At 74.9% G+C, this 20,711-nt stretch carries 14 protein-coding genes; 7 read left to right on the top strand and 7 right to left on the bottom strand.

What is annotated here, in order from left to right; all coding sequences use genetic code 11:
- Positions 1-100 precede the first annotated feature (100 nt).
- Positions 101-643 (top strand): DUF3093 domain-containing protein, encoded by a 543-nt coding sequence (locus AC0VX4_RS04560; protein ID WP_002858155.1) that lies wholly within the window; start codon positions 101-103, stop codon positions 641-643.
- A 19-nt stretch (positions 644-662) separates the two neighbouring features.
- Here AC0VX4_RS04560 and AC0VX4_RS04555 read toward each other — a convergent pair whose 3' ends face one another.
- Positions 663-962 carry a DUF4193 domain-containing protein gene (locus AC0VX4_RS04555; RefSeq protein WP_002858157.1) on the bottom strand — a complete coding sequence of 100 codons (300 nt, stop codon included), beginning with the start codon at positions 960-962 and terminating at the stop codon, positions 663-665.
- 291 nt (positions 963-1,253) lie between these two features.
- Between AC0VX4_RS04555 and sepH the strand changes: the two genes are divergently transcribed.
- Complete coding sequence (gene sepH, locus AC0VX4_RS04550; protein ID WP_475464645.1) at positions 1,254-2,678, top strand: septation protein SepH; 1,425 nt, start codon at positions 1,254-1,256, stop codon at positions 2,676-2,678.
- A 19-nt stretch (positions 2,679-2,697) separates the two neighbouring features.
- Here the strand turns inward: sepH and AC0VX4_RS04545 are convergent, their stop codons facing one another.
- Genes AC0VX4_RS04545 through AC0VX4_RS04535 form a run of 3 tightly spaced genes read right to left on the bottom strand, consistent with a single transcriptional unit; the run spans position 2,698 to position 7,331 of the window.
- Positions 2,698-3,879 carry an alkaline phosphatase family protein gene (locus AC0VX4_RS04545; RefSeq protein WP_144823943.1) on the bottom strand — a complete coding sequence of 394 codons (1,182 nt, stop codon included), beginning with the start codon at positions 3,877-3,879 and terminating at the stop codon, positions 2,698-2,700.
- The gene (locus AC0VX4_RS04540; RefSeq protein ID WP_049158347.1) at positions 3,876-4,544 is read right to left on the bottom strand and encodes a DUF5998 family protein; all 669 of its coding nucleotides are present in this window, start codon (positions 4,542-4,544) and stop codon (positions 3,876-3,878) included. The genes AC0VX4_RS04545 and AC0VX4_RS04540 overlap by 4 nt, the downstream gene beginning before the upstream one ends.
- Before the next feature lie 57 nt (positions 4,545-4,601).
- Positions 4,602-7,331, bottom strand: coding sequence for a bifunctional acetate--CoA ligase family protein/GNAT family N-acetyltransferase (locus AC0VX4_RS04535; RefSeq protein WP_144823942.1), 2,730 nt, complete (start codon positions 7,329-7,331; stop codon positions 4,602-4,604).
- Positions 7,332-7,379: 48 nt separating this feature from the next.
- Here AC0VX4_RS04535 and AC0VX4_RS04530 point away from each other — a divergent pair, with 48 nt between their 5' ends.
- The 4 genes from AC0VX4_RS04530 (at position 7,380) to AC0VX4_RS04515 (ending at position 15,183) form a co-directional block, all read left to right on the top strand.
- On the top strand, positions 7,380-9,986 hold the full coding sequence (locus tag AC0VX4_RS04530) for a DNA gyrase/topoisomerase IV subunit A (protein WP_136940480.1): 2,607 nt from the start codon (positions 7,380-7,382) through the stop codon (positions 9,984-9,986).
- A 140-nt stretch (positions 9,987-10,126) separates the two neighbouring features.
- Complete coding sequence (locus tag AC0VX4_RS04525; RefSeq protein WP_002858168.1) at positions 10,127-11,158, top strand: 3-oxoacyl-ACP synthase III; 1,032 nt, start codon at positions 10,127-10,129, stop codon at positions 11,156-11,158.
- Between the two features lie 18 nt (positions 11,159-11,176).
- Complete coding sequence (locus AC0VX4_RS04520; protein ID WP_400268623.1) at positions 11,177-14,113, top strand: alpha/beta fold hydrolase; 2,937 nt, start codon at positions 11,177-11,179, stop codon at positions 14,111-14,113.
- Entirely contained in the window at positions 14,110-15,183 is a 1,074-nt protein-coding gene (locus AC0VX4_RS04515; protein ID WP_144823940.1) for an NAD-dependent epimerase/dehydratase family protein, read from the top strand. The genes AC0VX4_RS04520 and AC0VX4_RS04515 overlap by 4 nt, the downstream gene beginning before the upstream one ends.
- Positions 15,184-15,306: 123 nt before the next feature.
- Here AC0VX4_RS04515 and AC0VX4_RS04510 read toward each other — a convergent pair whose 3' ends face one another.
- Positions 15,307-17,412 (bottom strand): DNA gyrase/topoisomerase IV subunit B, encoded by a 2,106-nt coding sequence (locus tag AC0VX4_RS04510; RefSeq protein ID WP_065573151.1) that lies wholly within the window; start codon positions 17,410-17,412, stop codon positions 15,307-15,309.
- A 252-nt stretch (positions 17,413-17,664) separates the two neighbouring features.
- On the opposite strand from AC0VX4_RS04510, the gene AC0VX4_RS04505 reads away from it, so the two are divergent.
- Positions 17,665-17,874, top strand: coding sequence for a DUF7455 domain-containing protein (locus tag AC0VX4_RS04505; RefSeq protein ID WP_002858172.1), 210 nt, complete (start codon positions 17,665-17,667; stop codon positions 17,872-17,874).
- 65 nt (positions 17,875-17,939) lie between these two features.
- On the opposite strand, the gene AC0VX4_RS04500 is transcribed toward AC0VX4_RS04505, so the two are convergent.
- Together AC0VX4_RS04500 and AC0VX4_RS04495 are read right to left on the bottom strand one after the other, a co-directional pair.
- Positions 17,940-19,400, bottom strand: a complete 1,461-nt coding sequence (locus AC0VX4_RS04500; RefSeq protein ID WP_144824167.1) for an RNA polymerase sigma factor — start codon at positions 19,398-19,400, stop codon at positions 17,940-17,942.
- A gap of 234 nt (positions 19,401-19,634) precedes the next feature.
- Entirely contained in the window at positions 19,635-20,693 is a 1,059-nt protein-coding gene (locus AC0VX4_RS04495) for a DUF4192 family protein (RefSeq protein WP_206480853.1), read from the bottom strand.
- Positions 20,694-20,711 lie beyond the last annotated feature (18 nt).

Genomic DNA, 20,711 nt, shown 5'->3' with positions numbered 1-20,711 from the left:
GAGCACCCGTCGGCCCGGGGCCGTGTCGAGGCGGCCGGGCGGGCGCCCTCGCCGGTGCCGCGCGGCGGGACCGGAGTCCGGATGTGGGAAGCTGGGACCCATGCGTGATCCCCAGCAGCACCCCGTCGCCGATGCCTCCCGCCGCGCCCCCGAGGGTGCTGCGGCGGGACCCGATCCGGTCCTGTTCGAGGAGCGGTTGACGCCCTCCGCGGGGGTCTGGGCCGTGGCGCTCATGCTGGCGGCGCTGACGATCCTCGTGTTCGCGCCGATCGACCTCGGGCTGGGCATCGCGGCCGCCGTCGTGTTCTTGGCCGTCGAGGTCCTGATCCTGGTGGCCACCACCCCGCGCATCGTGGTGCGCGAACGCACTCTCCAGGTGGGCCGCGCCAGCATCGAACGGCATCACGTCGGTCAGGTCACGGGGTATCGCGGCGAGGATGCCCGGGCCCAACGCGGCCCGCTGCTGCACGGGCTGGCCTTCGTGAACGTGCGCGGCTGGATCGCGCCCGTCGTGCGGATCCAGCTGACCGACGAGCGCGACCGCACGCCCTACTGGCTGACCAGCACCCGGCGTCCGGAGGAGCTGGTCGCGGCCCTCGGCGGGACCATGGCCCGGCAGGAGGGGGCGGCCGAGGACCGCTGACCGCCCCGGCGGCGGGGGCTCAGCCCTCGCAGTCGGTGCAGTAGATCAGGCCGTTCTTCTCTCGCGCGGCCTGCGAGCGATGGCGGACCAGGAAGCAGGAGGCGCAGGTGAACTCATCCGACTGGGCGGGCAGCACCCGCACCATCAGCTCTTCACCCGAGAGGTCGGCGCCGGGCAGCTCGAACCCCTCGGCGGCCTCCGCCTCGTCCTCGTCCACGACGGCGGACTGGGTGTCCGTGCGCCGTGCCTTCAGCTCCTCAATGGAGTTCTGGCTCAGCTCTTCCTCGTTCTTGCGAGGGGCGTCGTAGTCAGTGGCCATGGGGTTTCACGCTCCGCTGGTGGGGGACGGCACCGGGACCGGTGCCGGCACTGCGCGGACGGCGTCGTGGACGGGCCACGCATCACCGGCCTGCGCCGTTGCGCGTAGATTGTGCACCATGGCCGAACCCGTGCCAAATGTTGACCGGCATGCTCGCCCAGGGCGGATTCGCGCGGGCACTCGTCCCTCGCCCGGGCCGTGGTCTGCGGCCCGGCGGCTAGGATCGGGGCATGCCCGGCCGGGCGTCCGCATGCCCGGTGACCAGAACACGACGTGGGAGGGACCACCGCCATGGCAGAGCTGCGACTGACCGGACCCACCGAGGACGGCGACGCGCTGCGCCTGTCCGGGCCGGAGGGTGAGGAGCACACGCTCGCCCTCTCTCCCTATCTGCGCCGGCTGGTCATCGAGGGCGCTGCGCCGGAGGACGGGCGACCGGCCGAGGACGGCCCCGCGGCCTGGCACGACATGACGGAGACGGACGTCCCCGGGACGGGCGACGAGGACGCCGAGGGACCGGTAGACGCGACGACGCACACCGACGATGCCGCGGAGGAGGGCGAGCGGACTCCCGAGGCGCCCTCCGGCCCGGCCCGGCCGGACGAGGACCTCGCGCTCACCCCGCGCATCGACCCGCGGCCCGTGGCCGACGACGAGACCGCGGACGGACCGACCCCGGCGCCGCTGACCGACCAGGAGTCCGTCAAGGCCGCCGCGACCCAGGAGGCCGTGCCCCTCACCCCCCGGGAGATCCAGCAGCGCATCCGTGCGGGCGCCTCCGTGGAGCAGGTGGCCCGGGAGAGTGGGAACGCCTTCTCGCGCATCCGCACCTACGGTCACCCCGTCCTGGCCGAGCGCGACTGGATCGCCCGGCAGGCCCGCGCCGTCGAGGTCTGGGTCGGCGGGCCCGACCTCTACTCGGACCTCGTCCAGGACGGCGGCCCCACGACGCTCGGCGAGCTCGCCGCGCACCGGCTCGCCGAGCTGGGCGTGGACGAGGCGAGCCTCGAGTGGGACGCGTGGCGCGAGGATCAGGCCGGTTGGACCGTGGCCGCCCGGTTCGCCGTGGCCGGTGCGAGGGGTCTGCCCACCCACGAGGCGCCCCCGGCGCTCTGGACGTTCCGCCCGGCCGGACGCCACCTCGAACCCGAGAACGCCTGGGCCCGCGCCCTGTCCGAGGCGGAGGCCTGGGACCTGGTCCCCCGCGCCCCCGCGGCTGAACCGGTGACGGACGACGTGGACGCCGAGGACGCCGTGACCCCCGCGGGTGCGCACTCGCCCGCCGCCGACCGCGACGCCGATCTGCTGGAGATCCTGCGGGTGCGCCGGGGTCAGCGCGTGGGCGCGGACCTGGAGTCGGACGACGCGCTCGCCCACCTGATCGCCCGCGAGCACCAGGACCGGAGTCAGCGCGAGGCCGCCCCGGCGCCCGAGCGGCTCGCCCCGGTCGACGCCGAGGGTGCCCTCACGACCGCCGACGACGCCCCGGGCATCGACGAGCCGGAACCGGCCACCGAGACCGACCGCGCCGAGCACACTGCCGCAGACGTCGCGGAGCCGGGTGTCGAGGACGAGGGGGCGGAGCCCGCGCCCCGCGAGCGTGCGGCGCGCCCGGCCATGCCGACCGTCACACCGCGCCCCCGGGCCCGGTCGGCCGCGCGCCGAGCGTCCGTGCCCAGCTGGGACGAGATCGTCTTCGGCCGCAAGGGCGACTGACCCCGGCCCCGGGGCGGGCTCAGCGGTGCCAGGTGAGCAGCGGGACCTCCCGCTCAGCGCGCGTGGGCGCGCCGTGCTGGCCCACCATCTCGAAGGCGTGCGGGGGCACCCGCCGGCCGTCGTAGAGGGCCAGATCCCCGTGCACGGCGACGAGCAGATCCCCGATGCGGGCACGGACCCGGTCCTCGACGACGGTGCCGAACCAGCCGGCGTCGACGGCCTCGTCCCGCGTGAGCACCCACGCGTGCGTCCCGCAGCGCTCGGCCCAGGCGCGCCGCACCCTCGCGCGCACGTCCGGACCCGCATCGGACCGGAAGTGCAGCTGCACGAGACGGGGCTCCCCCGCGGTGTGCGCGATCCCCTCGAGCAGCGTGGGGTCGGCGAGCTCCCCGGCCTCGTCCAGGGCGGCGTAGTCCACGCGGCGCGACGGCGGCACGTCGACCATGCCATGGTCGCCGGTGACGAGCACCACCGTGCCGGCGGGCACGCGGTCCACCAGGCGCCGCACCGCCGCGTCGATCTCCTCGAGGGCGTGCAGCCACCGGTCCGAACCCACGCCGTCCCGGTGACCGGCCTTGTCCAGCTCGTTGACGTAGAAGTAGACGAGCGTGGGCACGCGGGCGTCATTCAGCACGCGCTCGGCGGCCTGGGTGCGGGCGATCAGCGTGCGGCCGGCCACGAACCGGCCGCCACGCAGCCCCGCCCGTGTCAGGGCCGAACGCTCGAAGGCGGGCAGCGAGACCGTGACGGCGTCCACGCCGGCCGCGGCGGCGCGCTCGAACACGGTGGGCTTCGGCTGCCACCCCACCGGGTCGGTGGCCTCGTCCCAGCCGCCCAGCTGGTTGATCACCACGCCCCGGTCCGGGTCGAGCACGTCGTAGCCGGCCACGCCGTGCTCCCCCACGTCCAGCCCGGTGCCCAGGCTCGTGAGGGAGGCGGCCGTCGTGGTGGGCACGGCCACCTCGAGGACGCGGCCGCCGTCGGCCATCGCGACGCGCAGCGTGGGGGCGTGGCCGCCGAAGCGCTTCAGCAGGGACCGTCCGAGGCCGTCCACCAGGGCCACGACCACGCGGCGCCCCTCCGGGACCGCGAGCGCGTTCTCACAGCCCGGGACGCCGAGGGCGGCCGCGGCGGAGGTCAGGACGGAGCGCAGGGCGCGGTCGGGGGGGACCACGCCGGCGGGCAGGGCGGGCCCCGTCACGTGGTGGCCGCCAGGTGGGCGCGGCGCAGGGCCCGGGCGAAGGCCAGGGCGCCGTCGACGGCCCCCTGCCCGTCGGCGTCGGCGGCGACGCGGATCACGAGGTCCTCGCGGGTGGCGGTGCCGGTGTAGCCGTGGTCGAGGTCGCACTGGGGGTCGGCGCAGCCGGCGGGCTGCAGGTCCAGGCGCTGGCCGCCGGCCCACATCAACCCGAGGGTCATCTCGGCCACGGGGTCGGACGGCCGGAAGCGGGCGGGGTCGGCGTGGCCCGTGGTCAGGACCACGGAGCCGAGGGCGCGGACCGGGACCATCTCGGTGGAGACCTGGGCGAGGACCGCCTGGCCGGCCGGGTCGGCGGCGTGATCGTCGAGGTGGACGGCCAGCAGGGTGTCCCCGGCGAGCACGAGGGCCGTGATGTGCCGGTGGATCTCCTCGTAGTCGAAGTGCGTGTCCACGTGGACGAGGTGCGCGTCCGGGGTGCGGCCCTCGAGCTCGACGGCGATGGCGTGCGCCACGAGGTCCGGGTAGAAGCCGGCGCGGACGAGCGAGGCGTCGAGGCCGCCGCTGCCGTCCAGGGTGCGGGCCTCGCGCTGCCGGCCCTCGGCCTCGGGGGTGCCGGGGCGGTGGTCGGGACGGCCGGGCTCGTGACTCCTGCGGAACGGGCTCATGTCCCCCATGCTACGGGTCCGGCGCCGGGCCGCCCGGGCCCGCTGTGGACGGCCCGGTCAGCGGCCGCGCAGCGCGCGCCGGGCCGAGTCGGTGCGACGGGCCGCGTTGGCGACGTGCACCTCGGCCTGCAGCACCGTCACGCCCTCGGGGGCGGCCAGCACGGGCGCGAAGCGCAGGCGGGCGACCTGCGGCAGGTCGTCCTTGAGGACGCTGACGCGGCCCACGAGGTCCTCGAGCGCGGCGAGGTCGACGGGGGGCACCCCGCCGGTGCCGCGCAGCTTCACGGCGGCGCGGGGGGCGCGGACCATGCGGGCCACGTCCCGGTCCGTGAGCGGGGGAACGCGGTGCACCCAGTCCCCGAGCAGGTCCGTGGCGTCGCCGGCGATGCCGAAGGAGACCACGGGGCCCAGCAGCGGGTCCTCGAGCGCCGTGAGCATGCAGGCCTGCCCGGCGGGGGCCATGGCCTGGACCTCGAGCTCGCGCACGCCGAACGGCGCGAGCAGACGCAGCATCTGTTCGACGTTGCGGCGCAGCGAGTCGGCGTCCACCACGTTCAGGCGGACGCCGCCCAGGTCGAGACGGTGCCGCAGGTGGGGGTCCACGGCCTTGAGGGCCACGGGAAAGCCGAGCCGCTCGGCGGCCGCCACGGCCTCGTCGGCGGTCTCGAACCGGGCCGAGGGCAGCACGGTGATCCCGTAGTGGCCCAGCAGCGTCTCGGTCTCCTCGTCGGGGAGCCGGACGAGTTCGGTGCCCTCGGCGCGCGCGGCGGCCGCCTCCACGAGCTCCTCGGCCTCATGCGGGTGCAGGCCGGTCGGCTCGAGCGGCTCGCCGACCTCCTGGCAGCGCCAGTGGACGTAGTCCGCGAGCGCGCCGAGCACGGACAGGGCCTGCTGCGGCGACGGGTAGAAGGGCAGGCCGGGCTGCAGGGAGCCGGGCTCGGCGTCGTCGTCCACGGGCCCGGCGGCGCCGAGCGTGGCGCCGCGGTAGCGCGGGGAGACGACGTCGGTCAGGCAGCCGAGCACGGGGATGCGGGCGTCCCGGGTCGCGTCGGCGAGGGCCTGGGCCAGCCGCTCCGGCTCGTCGTCCGCCTGGTGCAGGCCGAGGCGGGCCAGCACCACGACGGCGTCGGCCCGCTCGTGGCGGACGGCGTCCCGGACGGCGGAGACCAGCGTGTCGGCGGGCGGGGCGATGCCCTGCTCGCTGCCGACGAGGCCGACGGTGGCCGTGACCTCGAGCCCGGCCTCGGCCGCGGCGTCGCGGCCCAGCCGGTCCAGGGCGAGCGAGTCGGCCACGAGGACGACGCGGTGGCCCGTGGGCAGCGGCTGGCTGGCCACGGCCATGAGGATGTCGAGCATGGCCTCGTGCGTGTGGGCCTCGAGCACGCCGGTCTGGTCGAGCATCGAGTCCACGGTGCCCTCGGGGGCCTGGGTGGTGCGGGTCTCGTGGCCCGGGGGCAGGAAGCGCCCGGTGACGTCGGAGCGGACCACCACGACGGGCTTGGTCCGGGAGAGCCGCCGGGCGATGCGGGAGAACTTGCGCGGGTTGCCGAACGACTCGAGGTACACGCCGACGGCGGCGGTGTGGGGGTCCGCCTCGAAGAACTGCATGGCGTCGTTGCCCGAGACGTCCGCACGGTTGCCGGCGCTGATCGAGGTGGAGATCCCCACCCCGCGGCGCTTGACGCCGGCGGAGACCATGGCGCCGACGGCGCCGGACTGGCTGAACAGGCTGACGGGGCCGCGCTGGGCCAGGCCCGGGGACGGGGAGGCGTTGAGGCGGATCGCGGGGTCGGTGCGGACCAGACCGGTGGAGGCCGGGCCGATCACGCGCATGCCGTGGGCGCGGGCGAGGGAGACCAGGCGGCGCTGGGCCTCGAGTCCCTCGGCGCCGGCGTCGGCGTAGCCCGAGGTGAGGACGACCAGCCCCTGGGCCCCGGCCGCGGCGGCCTCGGGGATGAGGGCCTCGACCTCGTCGGCGGGCACGGCGACGACGACGAGGTCGACCGGCTCGCCGATGTCGGCCAGGGAGCGGTGGGCGGTGAGGCCCTGGACGTCCTCGGCGGCGCGGTTCACGGCGTGGACGGCACCCGTGAAGCCCGCCTCGAGGACGTGGCGCAGCACGAGCGAGCCCACGGCCTGCGGATCGCGGGAGGCGCCGACGACGGCCACGGAGGCGGGCTCGACCAGCTCGGCGACGCTGCGGGACTCGGCCCGGTGCTCGCGGGACTCGACGACGGCGCGCCACCGGGCGGTGGGGTCGATGGGGAACTCGACGGCCACGACGCCGTCCTCGAACCGGCGGGTCACCTCGAAGCCGGACTCCTGGAACACCGAGAGCATCTTGCGGTTCTCGGGCAGGACCTCGGCGGTGAAGCGGCGGATGCCGTTCTCGCGGGCGGCCGCGGCCAGGTGCTCCATGAGGATGGAGCCCAGTCCGCGGCCCTGCGCGGCGTCGGAGATGTTGAAGGCGACCTCCGCGGTGTCGGAGTCCCCGTAGCGGTCGTAGCGGCCCACGCCGAGCAGGCGGCCGCCGCGGGTGATCACGAACGCCACCCGGTCCCGGTGGTCCACGTGGGTGAACCGGTCCAGGTCCTTGGCGCTTAGCTCGGACTTGTACGTGAAGTAGCGCAGGTAGATGGAGTTCTCGGACTGCCCGGCGTGCATGCGCTGCAACTCGGCGGCGTCCTCGGGCGAGATGGGCCGCAGGTGGGCCGTGGCGCCGTCACGGAGCACCACATCGGCCTCCCAATGGGAGGGATATCCGCGGTCGGCTTCGGTCTCACCCATAGGATCACTGTAGACAATCCCCGACGCCGTGAGGACTCCCCGACCACCATGATGGCCCGTTCATCCCGTTCCCGCCCCGCCGAGCAGGACGCCCCGCGCCCGCTGCCGCTGGAGCAGGAGAACATCGTCGACGTCGACGTCTCCGAGGAGATGGAGGCGTCCTTCCTCGAGTACGCCTACTCGGTGATCTACTCGCGCGCCCTGCCGGACGCCCGCGACGGCCTCAAGCCGGTGCAGCGGCGCATCCTCTACATGATGTCCCGCATGGGCCTGCGCCCGGACCGCGGCCACGTGAAGTCCGCCCGCGTGGTGGGCGAGGTGATGGGCAAGCTCCACCCCCACGGCGACGCCGCGATCTACGACGCGATGGTCCGCCTCGCCCAGCCGTTCTCCCTGCGCCTGCCCGTGGTGGACGGGCACGGCAACTTCGGCTCGCTCGACGACGGCCCCGCGGCCCCGCGCTACACGGAGGCCCGCATGGCCCCGGCCGCCCTGGCGCTCACCGCGGACCTCGACGAGGGCACCGTCGACTTCATCCCCAACTACGACAACCAGCTCCAGCAGCCGGCCGTGCTGCCCGCCGCCTACCCCAACCTGCTCGTCAACGGCACCACCGGCATCGCCGTCGGCATGGCCACGAACATGGCCCCGCACAACCTGCGCGAGGTCGTGGCGGGCGCGCGCCACCTGCTCGCGGACCCCGCGGCGGACCTCGAGGCGATCATGGCCCACATCCCCGGCCCCGACCTGCCCTCGGGCGGCCGGATCGTGGGGCTCGACGGCGTCCGCGACGCCTACGCGACCGGCCGCGGCACGTTCCGCATGCGGGCCGCCGTCGCCGTGGAGCAGGTCACCGCGCGTCGCACCGGCCTGGTCGTCACCGAGCTGCCGTACGGCGTGGGCCCCGAGAAGGTCATCGAGCGGATCAAGGCCGGCGTCGACGCGAAGAAGCTCAGCGGCATCGCCGACGTCGTGGACCTGACGGACCGCAAGAACGGGCTGCGCCTGCAGATCGAGCTCAAGTCCGGGTTCAACCCCCAGGCCGTGCTGGCCGCCCTCTACCGGCACACCCCGCTCGAGGAGACGTTCGGGATCAACAACGTGGCGCTCGTCGACGGGCAGCCGCAGACCCTGGGCCTGCTGCCCCTGCTGCGCGTCTACGTGGACCACCGTCTGGACGTGGTGCGGCGCCGCACCGGGCACCGCCTCGGCAAGCACCGCGACCGCCTCCACCTCGTGGAGGGCCTGCTGCTGGCGCTCGTGGACATCGACGAGGTCATCGAGATCATCCGTTCCTCGGACGACACCGCGGCCGCGCGCACCCGCCTCATGGGCGTCTTCGACCTCACCCAGGTGCAGGCCGATCACATCCTGGAGCTGCGGCTGCGCCAGCTGACGAAGTTCTCCCGCATCGAGCTGGAGGCCGAGCGCGACGAGCTGCAGGCCGCGATCGCCGAGCTCGAGGCGATCCTCGCCTCCGACGCGCGGCTGCGCGAGGTGGTCTCGTCCGAGCTGCAGGCCGTGGCCGACGAGCACGGCGACGACCGCCGCACGGTCCTGCTCGAGGCCGAGACCGCCGCGGCCCCCGCCGCCGGGCCCGCGCCGTCCGGGCCGACCCCCGCCGGCGCCGGTCAGGCCGGGGCGGACCTGATGGTCCCGGACACGGCGTGCTGGGCCCTGCTCTCCACCTCCGGACGCCTGCTGCGCACCGCGGACCGCACGCCGATCGCCCCGCAGGGCCGGCGCCGCAAGCACGACGCCTTCGCCTCCGTGGTCCCGACGACGGCCCGCGGCGAGATCGGGGCCCTCACCTCCGCCGGCGCGCTGCACCGCCTCCAGGCGGTCGACCTGCCGGTGGCCGGCGAGCCGTCCGCGGCCCCCGCGATGACCACGGCCCTCCCCGCCGCGGAGCTGGTGCCCCTGGCCAAGGGCGAGACGCTCGTGGCCCTGGTCCCCCTGGACACCGTCATGGCACTGGGCACCGCCCACGGGGTCGTCAAGCGCGTCCGGCCCGAGTGGCCCCTGAACCGCCAGGTCGTCGACGCCGTCGCCCTGAAGGACGGCGACGCGGTGGTCGGGGCCGCCCCCGCCCCGGACGAGGCCGACCAGCTCGTCTTCCTCACCCGCACCGGCCAGCTGCTGCGCTACGCCGCCTCCGCCGTGCGCCCCCAGGGCCCGGCCGGCGGCGGTGTCGCGGGCATCCGGCTGGCCGCCGGGGACACGGTGCTCGCGTTCGGGGTGGCCCCCGCGGCCTCCCTCACCGAGACCGGTGCGGACGCCGCGGCCCACCCGCGGCCCGCCGTCGTGGTGACCGTGACGGACGGCGAGGCGGACGTGCTCGGCTCCGCCCCAGGCTCCGTGAAGGTCACGCCGCTCGGGGAGTACCCGGCCAAGGGCCGCGGCACCGGCGGCGTGCGCGCCCACCGGCTGCTCAAGGGCGAGAGCGGCCTCGAGCTCGGCTGGATCGGCGCCGCGCCCGCGCTCGCGGCCTCCCGGGCCGGCGTGGCCCGCGCGCTGCCGATCGAGTACGGGCGCCGGGACGGCTCGGGCGTGCCCGTGGACCAGCGCATCGAGGCCGTCGGCGCCGGCGCCTCCCCCGAACTCGTCCCGGCCCCGCCCGCCGAGGACGACGCCGTGGCCGTGTCCGCGGACTGATCCCGGCCCGGGGCGACCCTGTTCGCCCCGGGCCGATCGACGCCCCCGATGGGCGCCCCACCCGGCCCCTCCGATACAGTGGGCTGTCGTCTCACCGCAGGTGAGCACCCCCTCCCCCGACCCCCCGCAGATTGGTCCTGGTGACGAACGTGTCCGGCAACGCCAGCTACGAGTACTCCCGCGCCGCCCTCCTGGCGGTCACCGAGGTGGAGGCCCCCGTCGAAGTCACCTCGCAGGACCTCGACGACCAGCTGGCGGAGGTGCTCACCCGCCTGCGCCTGCCCGGCTCCCTCCTGGAGCGGGTGGCCGGTGTGCGCAGCCGACGGAACTGGGACGAGACCGAGGACTTCCAGGAGGCCGCCGCCCGCGCCGGCGTCGCGGCCCTGGAGCAGGCCGGCGTCCCCCGGGAACGGGTGGGGCTGCTCGTGAACACCTCGGTCACCCGGGCCACGCTCGAGCCCTCCGTGGCCGTGCGGATCCACCACCTCATGGGGCTGCCGACCTCCGCGACCAACTTCGACATCACGAACGCGTGCCTCGGGTTCGTCAACGGCCTCATGCTCGCCTCCACGCTCGTGGACGCCGGCCAGATCGACTACGCGGTCGTGGTCGCCGCCGAGGACGCCTCGAAGGTGCAGGCCGCCACCGTGGCCAACCTGCACGCCGAGACCACGCACCGCGGCAACTTCATGGAGCAGTTCGCGTCCCTGACGCTGGGCTCCGGGGCTGCCGCCGCCGTCGTCGGCCGCATCGAGGACCATCCGGACGCCCACCGGATCGTCCGCGGGATCACCCGCGCCGGCACCGACCACCACGGCCTGTGCGTGGGCGACCACCACGGCATGTACACCGACTCCACCGCCCTGCTCAAGGACGGTCTCGAGCTCGTGATGGACGCGTGGCACGACGTCCCGGCGGAGTGGGCGTGGCCGGAGGCCGACCGGTTCATCACCCACCAGGTCTCGCAGATGCACACCGACGCGATCGCGGAGTCCGCCCACCTGGACCCGGCGCGCATCCCGACGACGTTCCCCACGCTGGGCAACGTCGGCCCGGCGTCGCTGCCCATCACCCTCGTGCGGGAGATGGACGCCCTGGAGGACGGGGACACGGTGGTCTGCCTGGGCGTGGGCTCGGGCCTGAACACCGCGATGCTCGAGATCGAATGGTGAGCTGAAGGAGACAGAGCCATGCCCCAGATCCCCGCCGCCCCCGCCGCCCTGCCCCCGGCCGACCGACTGCCCGGCTGGGACCCGGCGTGGTCCCGCCTCGTGGAGATCCGCTCCGCCGCGGACCCGGAGGGGACTGTGCGGACGCTGCACGTGGCGGACACCGGTCCCGTGCTCGCGGCGGCCGGGGCGGAGATCGTCGGCACGATCGTGGCGGTGCACGGCAACCCGACGTGGTCCTGGCTGTGGCGGTCCCTGCTCGCCGAGACGGTGCGCCGGGCACGCCGGGGCATGGCCGCGTGGCGCGTCGTGGCGCCGGACCAGCTGGACATGGGCTTCTCCGAGCGCCTCGCGCACGCGGGCTCCCCGTCCGCCGCGTCGATGGGCCGCGCCGGCGACACCTACCGCACGCTGGGCGGCCGCATCGCCGACCTGGACGCCCTGCTGGCGGCCCTCGGGCTGCGCGAACTGGCAGCCACCGGCCACCCGCTGATCACGCTCGGCCACGACTGGGGCGGCGTCGTGTCCCTCGGCTGGGCGGCGCGTCATCCGGAGCTGGTGGCCGGCGTCGCGACCCTGAACACCGCGGTCCACCAGCCCGAGGGGGCGCCGATCCCCGCCCCGCTGCAGGCCGCCCTCGCCGGGCCCGTCCTGCCGGCCTCCACCGTCACCACGGACGCCTTCCTCTCCGTGACGACCTCCCTCGCCACCCCGGCCCTCGACCGCGAGACCCGAGCCGCCTACCACCTGCCCTACGACACGGCGGCCCGACGCGGCGGCGTCGGCGGCTTCGTCGCGGACATCCCGGCCGACCCCGGCCACGGCAGCCATCCCGAACTGCAGCGGGTGGGCGAGGACCTCGCCGCCCTGGGCCGCACCGACGTGCCCGCCCTCATCCTGTGGGGCGCCGACGACCCGGTCTTCCTGGACCGCTACCTCGACGACCTCCGCGACCGCCTGCCCCACGCGCGCGTGCACCGCTACGAGCGGGCGGGGCACCTGCTCGTGGACGACCGCGACATCACCGCGCCCCTGCTGCAGTGGGCCCAGCTGCTGCGCGGCGGCCAACTCTCCGACCCCGCCTCGGGGCTGCCGGGCCCCGTCCCGCACGCCACCGCCGACGCGGCCGCCGACCCGGGCCTGGAGGTGGACCTCGGCCAGGAGCCCGGAGCCCGCGAGCCCGGCGCGGTCCGACTCTGGGACCACCTGCGAGACTGGGGCGCCCCCGGCTCGGACCACCGCGAGTACACCGCGCTGGTGGACATGGCCGGCGCCCAGGCCGGCCGCTCGCTCGTGGGCACCGCCCGCCGACCCGTGGCCGTCACCTGGGGCGAGCTGCAGGAGATGGTCTCGGCCATCGCCACCGGGCTGTGGGCCGCCGGCATGCGGCCGGGCGACCGGGTCGCCATGCTCGTGCCGCCGGGCCGCGACCTGTCGGCGGCCCTGTACGCCGTGCTGCGCGTGGGCGCCGTCGCCGTGGTGGCGGACCAGGGCCTCGGCGTCAAGGGCATGACCCGGGCGATGAAGTCGGCCCGCCCCCGCTGGATCATCGGCCGCAACCCCGGGCTGACACTCGCCCGCGCCCAGTCCTGGCCGGGCACCCGGATCTCCGTGACCGAGCCCGGCGCCGCCCAGCGCCGCCTGCTCGACGTCTCCGACTCGCTCTACGCGATGGTCGACCGCCACCGCGACCCGGCTGCGGGCGACGCCGTCGACGAGCACGGCACCGTGCTGCCCGAGCCCGCCCTGGACGCGGACGCCGCGGTGCTGTTCACGTCCGGCTCCACGGGCCCGGCCAAGGGCGTCGTGTACACGCACGAGCGGCTGGGCCGCCTCGTGGCGCTGATCTCCCGCACCCTGGGCATCCGTCCGGGCGGCTCCCTGCTGGCCGGCTTCGCCCCGTTCGCGCTGCTCGGGCCCGCCCTCGGCGCCGCGTCCGTCTCCCCGGACATGGACGTCACCCAGCCGGCCACCCTCACCGCGCAGAAGCTGGCCGACGCCGCGATCGCCGGGCAGTCGAGCGTGCTGTTCGCCTCTCCCGCCGCCCTGGCGAACGTGGTCGCGACCGCCGACGGCCTCGACGCGCCCCGGCGCGAGGCGCTCGACGCCGTGCGTCTCGTGCTCTCGGCCGGCGCCCCCGTGCACCCGCAGCTGATGCGTCAGGTCTCGGACCTGATGCCGAACGCCCGGGTCCACACGCCGTGGGGCATGACCGAGGGGCTGCTGCTCACGGACATCGACGGCGCCGAGGTGCAGCGCCTGCGCACCGCCGACGACGAGGGCGTCTGCGTGGGCTCCGCGCTGCCCACGGTGTCCCTGGCCATCGCGCCGCTGCTCGAGGACGGCAGCGCCGACGACGTCATCCTCGACCCCGCGCGGGGCCACGGCGTGCTCGGTGAGATCGTGGTCAGCGCCCCCCACCTGAAGGACCGCTACGACGCGCTCTGGCACACCGACCAGCAGAGCAAGCGCGACGGGCTGTGGCGGCGGGACGGCCGGGTGTGGCACCGCACCGCCGACGTCGGCCACTTCGACGCCGAGGGCCGCGTCTGGCTCGAGGGTCGGCTCCAGCACGTGATCACCACGCCCGAGGGCCCGGTCGGTCCGGGCGGGCCCGAGAAGACCGTCGACGCCCTCGGGCCGGTGCGGCGCAGCGCCGTCGTCGGCGTCGGGCCCCGGGGCACGCAGGCCGTGGTCGTCGTCGTGGAGGCGGCAGTGCCGGCCACGCGCCCGGCGCGGCGCCCGGGTCACCACCGGGACGGCCGGCCCAAGCAGGGCCTCGCCCCGACCGCGCTGGCCTCCGCCGTGCGCGCGGCCCTCGAGCCGCTGCCGGTGGCCGCGGTGCTCGTGGCCGATGAGATCCCCACGGACATCCGGCACAACTCGAAGATCGACCGCGCCCGGGTGGCCGACTGGGCGGAGTCCGTGCTCGCCGGCGGGAAGGCGGGTGCGCTGTGAGCGGCTTCGGCTACGACGTCGGCCTCGATGCCGCCGGCATGCCCGACCTCGTCGAGCGCCTCGAGTCCCGCCGCGTCCTGGTGACCGGCGCCTCGGGGCTGCTGGGTGCGGGCGTCGCCCGGGTGCTCGCCGATGCCGGCAACGACGTGACCACCCTGCAGCGGCGTCCGTCGGGCGTGCCCGGTGCGCGGGACGTGCGCGGGTCCGTGACCGACCCGGCCGCCGTCGAGGAGGCCCTGACCGGCGCGGACACCGTGGTGCACGTGGCCGCGAAGGTGTCCGTGTCCGGCCCCGAGCACGAGTATGAGGCCGTGAACGTCGAGGGCACGCGCATCCTCCTGCATGCCGCGCAGCGCCACGGCGTGCGACGCTTCGTCCACGTCTCCTCCCCCTCCGTGGCGCACGCCGGCGACTCCATCGTCGGTGAGGGCGCCGGAGCCGCCAGCCCCGAGCACGCGCGCGGACCCTACGCCCGCACGAAGGCGGCCGGCGAGCGGCTGGCCCTGGCCGCCGACCGCGACGACTTCCGCGTCCTCGTGCTGCGCCCCCACCTGATGTGGGGGCCCGGGGACCTGCAGCTCACCGACCGGATCGTGCAGCGCGCGCGGGCCGGGCGGATGCCCGTGCTCGGCACGGGCGCTCCCCTGGTCGACACGCTGTACACGGCCAACGCCGTCGAGGCCGTGGTGGCGGCCGTGTCCGCGGCGGACGTGCACCACGGCGAGGCCCTCGTGGTGACCAACGGCGAGCCGCGACCGGTCGGCGAGCTGATCCGCCAGATCGCGCTGGCGGGCGGCGCCGCGGAGCCCGAGCGCCGCGTCCCGGCGGGCCTGGCCCGGCGCGCCGGCGCCCTGATCGAGCGGGCGTGGGAGCGGGACCTGTTCGGGCTGCGGTCCCGGGGCGTGGGCTCCGACGACGGCGAGCCGCCGCTGACCGAGTTCCTCGCCGAACAGCTCTCGACCTCCCACTGGTTCGACCAGCGTCGCACCCGCGAGGTCCTCTCGTGGACGCCGACCGTGAGCATCGACGAGGGCCTGCACCGCGTCGCGGCGTACTACCGCGACCGCTGACGTCCGCCGCGGCCGGAACGGGCGCCCACCCAGAGCTTTCGTTCGGGAAACGGCGCGGGTCACGCCGCTTTCGTTCGGGAGACGGCGGCGGCCGCGCCGCCGTTTCCCGAACGAAAGCGGGGGTCAGGCGTCGATACGCTCGCGATCCAGCTCGTCGGCGTGGGAGACGATGAAGTCCTTGCGCGGGGCCACCGCGGAACCCATGAGCAGGTCGAAGACCCGCTCGGCGGCCTCCACCTCGGCGATGTTCACGCGGCGGAGCATGCGGTGGCGCGGGTCCATGGTGGTCTCGGCCAGCTGGTCGGCGTCCATCTCGCCCAGGCCCTTGTAGCGCTGGATCGGCTCGCGGTACGAGCGGCCCTCCCGCTCCAGGCGGGCGAGCGTCGCGTGCAGCTCCTGCTCGGAGTACGTGTAGATGACCTCGCGTTCCTTCACGCCGCGGGTCACCGCCTCGATCCGGTGCAGCGGCGGGACTGCTGCGTACACGCGCCCGGCCTCGACCATGGGTCGCATGTAGCGGAAGAAGAGCGTCAGCAGGAGGGTGCGGATGTGGGCACCGTCCACGTCCGCGTCCGTCATCAGCACGACCTTGCCGTAGCGGGCCGCATCCAGGTCGAAGCTGCGCCCCGCACCACCTCCGACGACCTGGATCAGCGCCGCGCACTCGGCATTGGCCAGGATGTCCGAGACGGAGGCCTTCTGCACGTTCAGGATCTTGCCCCGGATCGGCAGCAGGGCCTGGAAGTCGGAGGACCGGGCCAGCTTGGCGGTGCCGAGAGCCGAGTCGCCCTCGACGATGAACAGCTCGGAGGAGGCGACGTCGTTGCTGCGGCAGTCCGCCAGCTTGGCCGGCATCGTCGAGGTCTCCAGGGCGTTCTTGCGTCGCTGGTTCTCCTTGTGGGTGCGCGCGGAGATGCGCGACTTCATCTCGGCGACGACCTTCTCCAGCAGCGTGTGCACCTGCTGCTTCTGCGCGCGGGCCGTGGAGGTGAGGCGGGCGGTCAGCTGCTTCTCCACCACCTGGGAGACGATCCGCCGCACCGCGGAGGTGCCGAGGATCTCCTTGGTCTGCCCCTCGAACTGCGGTTCGGCGAGGCGCACCGTCAGGACGGCGGTCATGCCGGCCAGCACGTCGTCCTTCTCCACCTTGTCCGACCCGGCCTTGAGCCGGCGCGCGTTGGCCTCGACCTGGGCGCGGAACACCTTCAGCAGTGCCGCCTCGAACCCGGACTGGTGGGTGCCGCCCTTGGGTGTGGCGATGATGTTCACGAAGGACCGGAACACGGTGTCGTAGCCGACGTCCCAGCGCAGGGCGACGTCCACCTCGCACGTGCGCTGCACATCCTGCATGGAGGTGCGCCCGTCCTCGCCGAGCACCGGGACCCGCTCCTTGAAGGTGCCGGAGCCCTGGATCCGCCACACGTCCGTCGCCGGGGTGGCGGGCGTGAGGTGCTCCACGAACTCGGAGATGCCGCCGTCGTACTGGAAGACCTCCTCGACCGGGCCGTCGGCGCCGGGCGTGCCGGGTCGGCGGCGCAGGTCCTTGACCGTGATCCGCAGGCCCGGGATCAGGTAGGCGGTCTGGCGCGCCCGCGCCTGGAGCTCCTCGGCGGAGAACGTCGCGTCCTTCACGAAGATCTGCTCGTCCGCCCAGTAGCGCACGCGCGTGCCGGTCTGCCCGCGCTTGGCCTTCCCGACGACGTCCAGCGGCGAGGCGTCCGTGGACGGCTCGAACGGGGCGTCCGGCGACGGGCGCGACCCGTCCTGGAAGCGGCCCGGCTCGCCGCGCCGGAACGACATCTGGTGGACCTTGCCGCCGCGCAGCACCTGCACGTCCAGGCGCGAGGACAGGGCATTGACCACCGACGCGCCCACGCCGTGCAGGCCACCCGAGGCGGCGTAGGAACCGCCGCCGAACTTGCCGCCGGCGTGGAGCTTGGTGAACACCACCTCGACGCCGGACAGGCCGGTGCGCGGCTCCACGTCCACGGGGATGCCGCGCCCGTTGTCCTCGACCTCGACGGAGCCGTCCGGATGCAGGGTGATCTCGATGGACTGCCCGAAGCCGGCCAGGGCCTCGTCCACCGAGTTGTCGATGATCTCCCAGAGGCAGTGCATGAGGCCGCGGGAATCGGTGGAGCCGATGTACATGCCCGGCCGCTTGCGGACAGCCTCGAGCCCCTCCAGCACGGAGAGGTGGCGGGCGTTGTACTCGGTGTTCGCGGGCACGGGGGCGGGCCTTTCGGTGGACGACGGCGGCCGGTCCAGCCTACTCCGCGGGCCGGACACGCCAGGATCCGAGCCGGTCGTCCCGGGCCGCCCGGCCCGGGCGCTCGCGTACGCGGGTGGCGAAACGCGGGTGCGGGGCGGGCGCGCGGGGAAGTTCCCTGCCATCCTTGCTGTTCCATGGGACAAGAGGAGGACCGGCCCGCCCCACCGGCGTCGTCGCCCTCCAGCCCCGAGAGACCCGAGGAGGACACCATGTCCATCACCGCCGTGGCCGAGCCGGCCGCCCTCACCCGTTCCGACCGCTGCGACCGCTGCGGCGCGCAGGCCTACGTCCGCGCCGTGCTGCACTCGGGCGGTGCCCTCCAGTTCTGCGCCCACCACGCCCGCGCCGTCGAGGACGCGCTGCGTCCCCAGGCCGCGCTGTGGCAGGACGAGACGGACCGCCTCACCGCCGGCGCCTGACGCGCCCGGCATGACGAAGGGCCGGACCCCCGCGGGGGTCCGGCCCTTCGTCATGCCGCTCCGACTCAGTCCAGGTAGTCCCGGAGCACCTGCGAGCGGGAGGGGTGACGCAGCTTGGACATGGTCTTCGACTCGATCTGGCGGATCCGCTCTCGCGTCACGCCGTAGACCTTGCCGATCTCATCCAGCGTCTTGGGCTGGCCGTCGGTCAGGCCGAAGCGCATGGCGACGACGCCGGCCTCGCGCTCGGAGAGGGTGTCCAGCACCGAGTGCAGCTGCTCCTGGAGCAGCGTGAAGGAGACGGCGTCTGCGGGCACCACGGCCTCGGAGTCCTCGATCAGGTCGCCGAACTCCGAGTCGCCGTCCTCGCCGAGCGGGGTGTGCAGCGAGATGGGCTCGCGGCCGTACTTCTGCACCTCCACGACCTTCTCCGGGGTCATGTCCAGCTCCTTGGCCAGCTCCTCCGGGGTGGGCTCACGGCCGAGGTCCTGGAGCATCTGCCGCTGCACGCGGGCCAGCTTGTTGATGACCTCCACCATGTGCACCGGGATGCGGATGGTGCGGGCCTGGTCCGCCATGGCACGGGTGATGGCCTGACGGATCCACCACGTGGCATACGTGGAGAACTTGAAGCCCTTGGTGTAGTCGAACTTCTCGACGGCGCGGATCAGGCCGAGGTTGCCCTCCTGGATGAGGTCCAGGAACAGCATGCCGCGACCGGTGTAGCGCTTGGCCAGGGAGACCACCAGACGCAGGTTGGCCTCGAGCAGGTGGTTCTTGGCCTTGCGCCCGTCCGCGATGATCAGCTGGATGTCCCGGCGCTCGCGGTAGTCGTCGGAGGCCTCGTGCTGCACGACGTGCTCGGCGTAGAGGCCGGCCTCGATGCGCATGGCCAGGTCCACCTCCTGCTCGGCGTTGAGCAGGGCGACCTTGCCGATCTGCTTCAGGTAGTCCTTCACCGGGTCCGCCGTGGCGCCCGCCACGACCACCTGCTGCACCGGGGCGTCGTCCTCGGAGTCGTCCATGACGAACGCGCCCTTGGACTGGGCCACCTTCTGGCCTGTGGCGGCCGTCGTGCCGGTCACGGCCTCCGCGTCCATCGCCGGGCGCTCCGGAGCGTCCGAGCCGTCCGCGTCCTCATCGTCCGAGTCCTCGGTGGCGGTCTCGTCCGCCACCACGTCCTCCTCGACGGCGTCCGCGGCCTCGGTGCGCTCGCGCGCCTCGACGAGCTCCTCGTCGTCCTCGGCCTGCTCGGCGGAGGCGGCGGAGGCGGTGGCCTTCTTGCCCCGGGTCGTGGCGGTCTTCTTCGCGGCGGTGGTCTTGGCCGTGGCGGTGGTCTTGGCCGCGGCGGGCTTCCGGGTCGCCTTCTTCTTGGCCGTCGGCGTGGCAGCGGTCTTGGTCGCCGCCGACTTCGTCGCGGTCGTCCGGGTCGTGGTGCTCTTCGTGGCTGCCGACTTCTTGGCTGCCGTGGAGCGGGTGCGCGTGGTCGTGGCCTCGGAGGCAGTGGTCTCCTTGCCGTCCTGCACACCGCTGGTCGTCGAAGTGGTCACTCGAGGCCTTTCCGTCTCGTCCGCGGCCACCCGCGGATCCTTGCAGTCCATATACACGTGACCCTGTCAAGTCGCGGCCCGGACGACCGACGTCGTCCGGGCCCGCCGACTGCAGGGTCCGTGAGTGTCAACGACGGCTGAGACCGATCTATTCCGAACCCCGGAAACGGGCTGCGGTCGGCCGTACCGTCGTGAAGCCGCATCATTCTCTCATGGGCCGCCACCGTCGGACCGCCACGCGGTGGCCGGGTCGGTCGCCCAGCCGGCGACGCACCCTGCGGCCACGATGCGTCGCAGGACGGAGACGAACGGGTCGTCGGGACTCAGCGCCGCCGCCGCCGTCAGGTGGGCGTCCGCGTCGGAGCCGTGGCCGCGGGCCCAGCCGACCCACCCGGCCAGCGCCAGGGCCTGAGCCGCCACGGCCGGCGTCGCGACGGGCACGAGCGCGCGCAGCCCCGCCCGCAGCGCGTCCAGCCGGTCCCAGGCCGGCGCCCGGCTCGAAGCCGCGGTGAGGATCCGTTCCTCGTCCCCCGGATCCCCCGTGGCCACGCCGGACGGCGCGGCGGCATGGAGCAGCAGGCCGTCGCGCCAGGCCGGACGCGTCAAAGGCGAGCCCAGCACGGCGGGTGCGGGCGCACCGCGGCCACGCGCCGTGCCGGTCAGCACCGACTCCCACTGCGCCAGCCACGCGCGGCGTGCCCGGGGCACGTCCTGCTCGGGCGGCCGCCACCGCGCGTCGTCGGGCCGGGCCGCGGCGGGACCACGGCGCGGGACCGGGTCGGGCACCGCCGCGCGGGCCCAGACCGAACCGCGGGTCATCAGGTGCAGGGACAGCGGCGCGGCTCGGGGGTCGAGCGGGCCCTCCTCGGCGACGCTGCTCCCCCACCAGGGGCGCGCCCGTCCGTGCGCGCACGTCCAGGCCGCGGCCAGGGGGCGACCCGCGGACGCCAGGGCGTCATCGAGCGCCGCGGCCCAACCGGGACGGGTCAGCGTGGCCCGGGCGCCGTCCGGCAACGCGAGGCAGAGCGTCGCGTCCGCTGCCGCGTCCCGCCGGCACACCTCGGCCACGGCACAGGCCCAGGCGCCGACGTCGACCTCCTCGGGAGGCAGATCGACCCGCACCACGGCGCGCAGGCGCCCGTCACGCAGGGTGAGGAGGACGAGGCTGTCCTCGGGCAACCGCCCGAGGGCGTGGCCGACGTAGGCGAGCAGGTCCTCCGGGCCGCGGGCCGGCAGGACGGGGGCGTCGAGCGAGGTGGGGGCTTCCATGCCGCCACCCTCGCCGAC

It is taken from the genome of Micrococcus sp. 63XJN7_8_ISO-PGPR-S23-253, from assembly GCF_056173425.1.
Note: the sequence above shows the minus strand (reverse complement) of the source record. Positions and strands in the feature narration are given on the sequence as shown.

Coding starts and splice junctions, on each gene's coding strand:
- AC0VX4_RS04530 (WP_136940480.1), top strand. CDS start 7,380: ATGATGGCCCGTTCATCCCGTTCCCGCCCCGCCGAGCAGGACGCCCCG.
- AC0VX4_RS04535 (WP_144823942.1), bottom strand. CDS start 7,331: ATGGGTGAGACCGAAGCCGACCGCGGATATCCCTCCCATTGGGAGGCC.
- sepH (WP_475464645.1), top strand. CDS start 1,254: ATGGCAGAGCTGCGACTGACCGGACCCACCGAGGACGGCGACGCGCTG.
- AC0VX4_RS04540 (WP_049158347.1), bottom strand. CDS start 4,544: ATGAGCCCGTTCCGCAGGAGTCACGAGCCCGGCCGTCCCGACCACCGC.
- AC0VX4_RS04505 (WP_002858172.1), top strand. CDS start 17,665: ATGTCCATCACCGCCGTGGCCGAGCCGGCCGCCCTCACCCGTTCCGAC.
- AC0VX4_RS04520 (WP_400268623.1), top strand. CDS start 11,177: ATGCCCCAGATCCCCGCCGCCCCCGCCGCCCTGCCCCCGGCCGACCGA.
- AC0VX4_RS04495 (WP_206480853.1), bottom strand. CDS start 20,693: ATGGAAGCCCCCACCTCGCTCGACGCCCCCGTCCTGCCGGCCCGCGGC.
- AC0VX4_RS04555 (WP_002858157.1), bottom strand. CDS start 962: ATGGCCACTGACTACGACGCCCCTCGCAAGAACGAGGAAGAGCTGAGC.
- AC0VX4_RS04560 (WP_002858155.1), top strand. CDS start 101: ATGCGTGATCCCCAGCAGCACCCCGTCGCCGATGCCTCCCGCCGCGCC.